Annotated in this window: 6 protein-coding genes and 1 pseudogene; 3 read left to right on the top strand and 4 right to left on the bottom strand. The window is 71.6% G+C overall.

Annotation, left to right across the window (positions count from 1 at the left end):
• From ACZ38L_RS31140 to ACZ38L_RS31130, 3 genes and pseudogenes are all read right to left on the bottom strand, one after another.
• On the bottom strand, positions 1-186 hold a 186-nt coding region (locus ACZ38L_RS31140; protein ID WP_465699546.1), incomplete at its 3' end, for a hypothetical protein.
• A gap of 130 nt (positions 187-316) precedes the next feature.
• A pseudogene (locus tag ACZ38L_RS31135) lies at positions 317-610 on the bottom strand (ferredoxin); the annotation flags it as partial.
• A 214-nt stretch (positions 611-824) separates the two neighbouring features.
• Positions 825-2,480, bottom strand: coding sequence for an MFS transporter (locus ACZ38L_RS31130; RefSeq protein ID WP_465699544.1), 1,656 nt, complete (start codon positions 2,478-2,480; stop codon positions 825-827).
• Between the two features lie 114 nt (positions 2,481-2,594).
• Here ACZ38L_RS31130 and ACZ38L_RS31125 point away from each other — a divergent pair, with 114 nt between their 5' ends.
• From ACZ38L_RS31125 to ACZ38L_RS31115, 3 genes are all read left to right on the top strand, one after another.
• Complete coding sequence (locus tag ACZ38L_RS31125) at positions 2,595-3,494, top strand: helix-turn-helix transcriptional regulator (RefSeq protein WP_465699542.1); 900 nt, start codon at positions 2,595-2,597, stop codon at positions 3,492-3,494.
• 107 nt (positions 3,495-3,601) lie between these two features.
• Entirely contained in the window at positions 3,602-4,144 is a 543-nt protein-coding gene (locus ACZ38L_RS31120; RefSeq protein ID WP_465699539.1) for a GNAT family N-acetyltransferase, read from the top strand.
• Between the two features lie 642 nt (positions 4,145-4,786).
• Complete coding sequence (locus ACZ38L_RS31115; protein ID WP_465699537.1) at positions 4,787-7,090, top strand: HelD family protein; 2,304 nt, start codon at positions 4,787-4,789, stop codon at positions 7,088-7,090.
• Between the two features lie 90 nt (positions 7,091-7,180).
• Here the strand turns inward: ACZ38L_RS31115 and ACZ38L_RS31110 are convergent, their stop codons facing one another.
• The gene (locus tag ACZ38L_RS31110) at positions 7,181-8,278 is read right to left on the bottom strand and encodes a DUF5937 family protein (protein WP_465699535.1); all 1,098 of its coding nucleotides are present in this window, start codon (positions 8,276-8,278) and stop codon (positions 7,181-7,183) included.
• Positions 8,279-8,314 lie beyond the last annotated feature (36 nt).

Here is an 8,314-nt window from a genome sequence, read left to right as displayed (position 1 = left end):
CACCGCGACCACGCATAGGGCGAGCATCGGCCCGAGCCGGTAGCGGCAGCCCCGGCGACGGCGTGGGTCAGGCACCAGCTCCAGGACCTGGGCCAGGGTCTCCAGACCAGGCAGTTCGTCGGGTGGGCACGGCAGGGTGACGGCCTCGCGGTGGCGCACGAGGACGTCGATCGGGGAAGATGGCACGCGGACGCGGTCCCTGTTCTTGATCGACTGGCTTAGACAACCAAGATCATCAGGGGTCGCGTCCGCTGCTTCCCCACCGGGGCGCCCTCCCGCCAGCCCTCAGGTCATCTCATGATCCGAGAACGCATCGGCCCTGGGTGTGCGGCGAGTTGTGCCCGCACAGGTGCACGTGCTCGGCGAGTCGCAGCGGGAAAGGGTCAAGCGCCGGGTGCGGTCCGCGCGCGCCGTGCCGGATCGATCGGGTGGGGCACGCGAACGCCGCGGCGTGCAGCGCCCTTTCCTCCGTGTCGGTGCGCGGCTGGCGGACCACCGAGGAGCGACCGGCGACCTCGGTGATCAGTTCCGGCGCGAGCTGCCGGGCGACATCGCAGTTGGTGCAGCGGTGATCGACGCGCCAACCGGCTTCGGCCGAGTGCTCGTTCATGGCGTGGTCCCTCCGCGCGGACTGGTTCCGATGGGCTTCTGACTGATTATCACGTGCCACGCCGGAGAACCGATCAGCAAATGCCTTTGACTTTTCCGGAATTCGCCGCTCTCGCACGCCTCCTTCGTGCACGGTTGACGATTTCAGAAATAGTGCTCTGCCCGGGCGGCGTACTCGGCCGCCGTCTGCCGCGAGGGCCGTTGTCGTGACGCGCTCACGCGATGCTCCGGCCGTGGACCGTGACCTCGCCGGTCAGGGCCGGTACGGGGACGGCGGTGTCCTGGCCGCGGTGGTGCGAGGCAGTGCGGTGGGGTGCGAGCGCGAGGTAGGTGAGGACCGCCCCGAGCGTGGACAGGGCCGCGAGCATGAAGCCGAGGGTGTGGAAGGCGCTGGTGAAGTCTGCGGCCAGGGCTGCGTGCTGTGCTCCGGCGACCTGCCCCTGGACGGCCTGCCCGGCGATGCGGGTCGCGGACTCGGAGGGGAGGCCGCTGCCGCTCAACCGGGCGGCGGTGAGCCTGGTGAGCAGGGCTGCCGCGCCGGCGACGGCGACGGACTCGCCGGTGATGCGCATCGTGTTGAAGATTCCCGCTGCGGCTCCGGCGTTCTCGACCGGGACGGCGCTGACGGCGGCGTTGTCCATGACCCCGAACGCCAGCCCTACCCCGGTACCGAAGGGCAGCAGCGGAAGCACCAGGGCCAGCCATGATCCGTTGCTGCGCAGGGTTGCCAGGAGCAGGGCGCCGGCCACGATCAGCGCGGAAGCACCGGTCAGCACCGCTCGCACGGAGGTGCGCGCGGCCAACTGGCCGGCGGCGAGCGGCAGGAGCAGGACCGGGGCGGTCATCGGCAGCAGGAGCAGGCCACTGGTCAGGACGGTGCGGTCGGCGACGCCCTGGAGGTAGGCGGGCAGGTAGACCAGCAGGACGACGAAGCCGAGGGTGACCGTGAAGGGCTGGCAGACCACCGCGACGAACTCGGGCCTGCGGAACAGGCGGACGTCGAACATCGCGCGGTCGGCCAGACGGATCTCCACCGCGACGAACAGCGCGACCAACGCCACGGCCGCGGCGAGCGGCAGCAGGGTGCCCGGCGCGCTCCACCCTGCCGCTCCGGCCCGTACGAAGGCGAAGGACAGACAGGCCAGCCCGGTGGTGAAGGTGAGCAGCCCGGCCACGTCGAGGGCGGGCTGGTCGGGGTTGCGGGATTCCGGAGCCCGGGTCGCGCACAGCCATGCGGGTACGGACATGGCCGCGGCCAGGAGGAACACCGACCGCCACCCGGTGGCTTCGACCAGGGCCCCGGCGACCAGTGGTCCGATCGCCAGGCCCGTGCCGAAGGCGGTGCCGAGGATCCCGAAGGCCAACCGCCGCTGCCGCCCGGTAGTGGAGTGTGCCAGCACGGCGGCGCCCGAGGCCAGCACGGCCGCCGCCCCGCATCCCTGGAACACCCTGGCCGCATCGGCCACGGCCATCGAAGGCGCCAGCGCGACCAGCAGGGACATTCCGCCGACCAGCGCGATGCCGGTCAGCAGCACGCGGCGCCTGCCGAGCCGGTCCGCGAGGCCGCCAGCCGCGAGCGGCAACGCGGCGAAGGTGATGTTGAAGGCGTTCGGCATCCACTGCGCGGTGCCGACCGAGGAGCCCAAGTGTGCCGCCATGCTCGGCAGGGCCACCGCGGCCCCGGTCACGCAGAACGGCAGCATCATGCTGGCGGAAGCGACCGCGACCACCGTGAGCCAGTAGCCGCGCCCGCCGCCGTACCCGGGTCGGGTCGGGGCCGGTACGAGCGACAGGTCGGCTCCGAGGCCGCCCGCGCCACGAGTGCGATCAGGATCGGGCCGACGTGAGCCGTCGAGGGAGGAGGTAGGCATGCCCTCGATCCTTCGCGAGGGCCGCCGGTGGATGAAGGGATCGAGGTTCCCTGGGACTGCCAGGGCCACCTTCCGGCCCACCGCACCCGCGGCCACGCCCTCATACTGAGGCCCGTGGCCAACACGAACGCGATCGCCAACAGCCTCGGCGACTACCTCCGGGCCCGGCGAGCCCTGCTGTCACCCGCGGACGTGGGCCTACCGCCGACCGGCCGCCGCCGCGTGCCCGGCCTGCGCCGCGAAGAGGTCGCCGAACTGGTCGGGCTCAGCACCGACTACTACGTACGCCTGGAGCAGGGGCGCGCCGACCGCCCTTCCGATGAGGTTCTCGAGGCACTCAGCAGGGCGCTGCGACTCGGGCCCGCCGAGCGCGCCCATCTGTACGACCTGGCCCGACCACCCCGCCGCACCACGGCGACGGCCGCGGCCTCCGGACGCGGCGACGCGCTGCGCTCCACCCTGCGGCAGGTCGTCGAGGCCATCCCGACCACCCCAGCCGTGATCATGAACGATCGCAACGACGTGCTGGCCTGGAACCGACTGGCAGCCGCGCTGATCGCCGACTTCCCCAACCTCGCGCCACGCGAGCGGAACATGGCTCGCCGAATCTTCCTGGCCCCGGACGCGCGACGGATCCACCTCGACTGGGACGAGGCAGCGCACACCACGGTCGGCATACTGCGCATGGCCGCCGGACGTCACCCGCACGACCCGGAACTCGTGCGCCTGGTCGGCGAACTGTCACTGGGCAGCAAGACCTTCCGTGGGCTGTGGGCCAGCCACCACGTTCACGAGAAGACCCACGGCCCCAAGCGCTTCCGGCACCCCGCCGTCGGAGACGTGACGCTCGACTACGAGACCTTCCAGGTTCCCGGCGCCGCCCACCACCTGCTCGTCATCTACACGGCCCCGCCCGGAAGCCCTGCCGAGGAGGCACTGAACTTCCTCGGCAGCTTCACCGCCTCCGATGCGGCGTCCCCCGCTCGCCCGCACGCGAGGACCGAACGGAGCTGACCCGAGCCGACCGGTACGGCTCGCTCCGCGCCATGCCCTACGAGGGCGTGCATCGAAAGTGCTTGGTGAGGATGGCGGAGGGCCCATTTGCGATCCAGAATGATTGGATGGTCACGCTTGAGACTCCCCGTTTGATCCTGCGTCGCTGGCGCGAGGAAGACGTTGCCCCCATGGCTGCCGTCAATGCCGACCCCGAGGTCATGCGGTGGATCCGTGACGGCAGCGTCCGTGACGGACAGCAGACTCGCGCCGGGCTCCAGGCATGGGAGAGCGAGTGGGAGTCACAGGGCTTCGGCCTGTTCGCCGTGGAGATCCGGTCCACTGGCGAGCTGGCCGGGTTCACCGGCCTTTCGGTGCCCCACTTCTTGCCGGAGGTACTGCCGGCGGTTGAGGTCGGCTGGCGGCTGGGACGTTGCCACTGGGGGCAGGGCTTGGCCACCGAGGCCGCCGCGGCCGCTGTACGGTTCGGGTTCGAAGAGCGAGGGCTGGAGCGGATCGTCAGCATCACTCAAGTGGGCAACGACGCCTCCGAACGGATCATGACCAAACTGGGGATGCGTCCGGTCCGTGAGACCGTCAATCCCACCTGCGGTCGGCGAGTACGGGTGTTCGAGTTGTCGTCGGACCAGTACGTCACAACCACTCGTTGATGGCGGCAACGAGGACGGCGGCCTCGTAGCGGACCGCGGGTTTGCGTACCTGGCGGCCACGGCTCGATGTCTCTCGAGGCGACTGATGCCGCACTCGACCGCGCACCGGGCCTTGTAGTCCCCCTGCAACAACGGCTCCAGCACTGCCCGTTGCTCGTCCGTCAGATCTCCACGCGCCACGAACCAAGATCATCCCATGACCGAGATCTACTTTCGGTACACGCCCTACGCGTCACCAACGTGCTGACCCACGGCAACCAACGGAGAACGTTCGAGCCGGCCTTGCCGAGGAGAGCGGGGGAACTGCTCGTTCCGTGGCTGCGGCAGGGGCGCGAGAAAGGGCGCCCGACAGGGGAGAAGGAGATTACCCACTCCTCTCCATTCCTAACTTATATCGCACCGGGGGGCTTGCGGCAAGGCCCCGGTCATGCCGCAGAATCGTCGGCCGAGGTCGGAACCCGCGGAAACGAGAGTCGCGGAATGCGCGTGCTGTGGTCGACGTACGGGTCGCGCGGGAACGTCGAGCCGCCCTCAACTGCTCGATCAGTCAAGAGTCCCGAGCCAATGGAGCTAGCCTTGGTCCCCACCTCGTCATCCTCGTCCGAACTCAATTCGGTCGTCAGTCCCGGAGCCGGAAACGGAGTGAACCCGGGCGACGACGGCGCTCAGCCCTCCGACGACTGGCGGACCAGGGAACTGCGGGCGGAGAACGCGTACGTCGGTGAGCTGTACGACCGCCTCGAGACCCAGCGCGAAATCGCAACGGCTCGGCTGCGCGAGATCCATCTCCAGGACAGGGGCGGAACGCTCCAGTCCCGCATGGAACGCGACACGATGGAGGTCCACCACACCCGCCGACTGTCGGAACTGCACGCCGCCGAGTACGGGCTCTGCTTCGGCCGGATCGAAAGCGCCGACGGCGAGCGGCGGTACATCGGCCGGATCGCCCTGGCGGACGACGACCACGAGCCGCTCCTCACCGACTGGCGGGCGCCGGCGGCGGAGCCGTTCTACCGGGCGACGCCCGCCGCGCCCGGCGGCGTGGCGGGACGACGACACCTGCGGAGCGAGGGCCGGACCATCGTCGACTTCGACGACGACGCCTTCGGCCTGGGTGCCCTGGAGGGCCGGGACCGCTCCGAGCTCAGCGGGGAGACCGCCCTGCTCGCCTCGCTGACGGCGACCCGGACCGGGCGGATGGGCGACATCGTCTCCACCATCCAGGCCGAGCAGGACCGGGTCATCCGCTCCGAGCTCGGTGGCGTACTGGTCGTGCAGGGTGGTCCGGGAACGGGCAAGACCGTGGTCGCCCTGCACCGCGCCGCGTACCTGCTGTACACCCACCGCGACCGGCTGGCCAAGCGCGGTGTGCTGGTCATCGGGCCGAACACGACGTTCCTGCGCTACATCGACCAGGTGCTCCCCGCGCTCGGCGAGAGCGAGGTCGTGCTGAGCAGCATCGGCGCGCTCTACCCGGGTGTGACCGCGACCGACGCGGAGACGCCCGAGGCGGCCGCCATCAAGGGCGACGCCCGGATGGCGCGGGTGCTCGCCGCCGCGCTGGACGGCCTCCGGCAGCTGCCGGAGGCATCATGGACCATCACCGTGGGCAGGACGTCGCCCTACCGGGAGGAGCTCCACATCAGCCGGGCCCTCTGCGAGCGGGCCCACGCTGCCGCGCGCAGGACCGGTGAACCCCACAACGCGGCCCGACCCGCCCTGGTCGAGCGGCTCTCCTCGGAGCTGGCCCTGCGGATCGCCAGGGACCGGGGCGGGGACATGGACCTGGACGCCGTAGCGGACCTCGCCGACGCGCTCGTCGACGAGCCCGAGTTCCAGACCCTGGCCGGGAAGCTGTGGCCGCTGCTGAGCCCGGAACAGTTGCTCACGGCCCTGTTCGGCTCCCCGGAGCTGCTGACGAGGGCCATGCCGGACTTCTCCGAGGCCGAGCGCGCCGCACTACTGTGCCGACACCCGAGCCGGGACCAGGAGGCCGCCCCCTGGACCACCGCCGACGTCCCGCTGCTCGACGAGGCCGCCGAACTGCTCGGCCCGCTTCCCGGCGGCAGCCCGTCCCGCCAGGCCGAAGCCGCCGCCAGGGCCGAGGACCTGGAGTTCGCGAAGGTCGTCCTCGAGGACTTCGGCGAGGGGCTGGTCGAGATCGACGCGGAGATGCTGACGCGCCAGTACCGCGGCGAGGAGGCGCTCCGCCCCCTGGCCGAGCGCGCGACCGAGGACCGGACCTGGGGCTTCGGGCACGTGATCGTGGACGAGGCGCAGGAACTGTCCCCCATGGCCTGGCGGCTGCTGGCCCGCCGCTGCCCCGGCCGTTCCATGACGATCGTGGGCGACCTGGCGCAGACCGGCGCGCCGGCCGGACTGAGCTCCTGGAGCGAGGCGCTCGACGAGTACACGGCGGGACGCTGGCGCACGGTGGAACTCACCATCAACTACCGGACCCCGGCCGAGATCATGCGAGTCACCGAGGGCGTCCTGCGGGCGGTGAACCCGGCGCTCACCGCCCCGAGCGCGGTGCGCAGCGGCGGGATCCGTCCGTGGAGCCTGCGGATCCCCGAAGAGGACCGGGGACCGGCACTGCGCGCTGCCGTCAGGAAGGAGATCGCGGCGCTGGACGGCGGCCGGATGGCGATCATCCACGCCCTGGCATTCCAGGCCGAACTGAGCGCCGGGCTGGCCGACTTGGACGGCGTCGCGGTCACTGACGGGCCATCGGCACTGGACTCGCCCGTCGTCCTGATGACAGCCGCCCAGGCGAAGGGGCTTGAGTTCGACGTGGTCCTCGTCGTGGAGCCCACGGAGATCCTCGCGGCGCACTCCCACGGCGTGAACGACCTCTATGTCGCGCTGACGCGCGCGACGAAGAGCCTCGGGGTCATCCACAGCCGGGAGCTGCCGGAGATGCTGGAGGGCCTGGACCCCCGCTGACCGCGGGGTGGGTGCGGGTCGAGGACGGACGCACCCTCACACCCTTTCAGTCCTCGGCGAGGCGCCGCGGCGAGGAACCACGGCCGGAAGTCAGCGGAGCACCGCCTCCAGGAGGTCGCCGCCGAGCCGGGCCGAGCCGGCGAGGTCGAGCTGGTAGAGGACGTACCGCCCGCGGCGGTGGGTGGTGAGCAGTCCGGCCTTGCGCAGGACCGCGAGGTGGCGGGAGACCTCGGGGGCGGTGAGCTCCCAGGCGGCGGCGAGTTCGCCGGTCGTGTGCGGCCCGCGCGCCATCGTGCGGGCGAGCCGGAGCCGGACCGGGTGGGCCAGTGCCTCCAGCCGGCGCTGGACCAGCGCCAACGAGACCGGCTCCGGCGTCCCGTCCTCGGCCACCGGGTACTGCACGACCGGACGCAGGCCGCGGGTGTGCACCACCACCAGGTGCGGGCGGCCGAAGGCGGTGGGAAGGAAGGTGACCCCACCGGCCTCGGTGCCGCTGGTCGCGTTGTCCTGCAGCTTGTCGATCACGATCCGGCGCCGCCCGGGCTCGCTCTCGTCCAGCGTCACCGACGGGGAGACCGCGGCGAGCGCCTCCGGCAGGCCGCGCCGGGCCAGCAGGTCGGCCTTCTGCCGTGCGTCGGCCGCGAGTTGGGGCAGCACCCGGTGCCAGGCCGTGGCGAAGAAGGCGTCCGCGCAGTCCTCCAACAGCCGGCGGACCGCGGCCCGGACGGCCGGTGGGTCGGCGAGCAACCGGTCCGCGAAGGCCGCCTGGCGCGGGCCCCGGGCGAGGGCCAGCTCGCGGGCCCGCTGCTGGGTGACGGGATCCGTCAACGGTGAGCCGCCCCGGAAGCCGAGCCGGTCCGAACCGCAGCTGGTGATCAGCGCGGTGGCGACGTAGGACTCGTCGTCCAGCCGGTCCAGGGCGTCCAGCTCCTCGGCGAGGGTGTGGCCGGGCGTGGCTGGGAGCAGGAAGTCGGAACGGGACGAGCGCCAGAGGAAGTCCGCCTCCAACAGCCGGTCAGCGAGGGATGGTTGGAGCATCTCGGTGGTCGAGGAGGCCCAGCCGTGCAGGGCGGGGTGATGGGCCGGCTCGGCGAGCACGTGCAGCATCGCCGTCAGCTCGGCGAGCGGCGAAAGGGCGAAGCGCACGCGCTCCGCGGGCAGGGCGGTGATGTCGATGGTCAGGCTCACCCGGTTGATCCTGCCAGCCGTCCGGCCGGGCCGGGG

The organism is Kitasatospora sp. NPDC024654 (assembly GCF_055559155.1).
This window is presented reverse-complemented; position numbering and strand designations above follow the sequence as displayed.

What these genes read in the sequence shown, in the direction of transcription:
- ACZ38L_RS31130 (WP_465699544.1), bottom strand. Translation starts at nt 2,480, where the DNA reads ATGCCTACCTCCTCCCTCGACGGCTCACGTCGGCCCGATCCTGATCGC.
- ACZ38L_RS31120 (WP_465699539.1), top strand. Translation starts at nt 3,602, where the DNA reads ATGGTCACGCTTGAGACTCCCCGTTTGATCCTGCGTCGCTGGCGCGAG.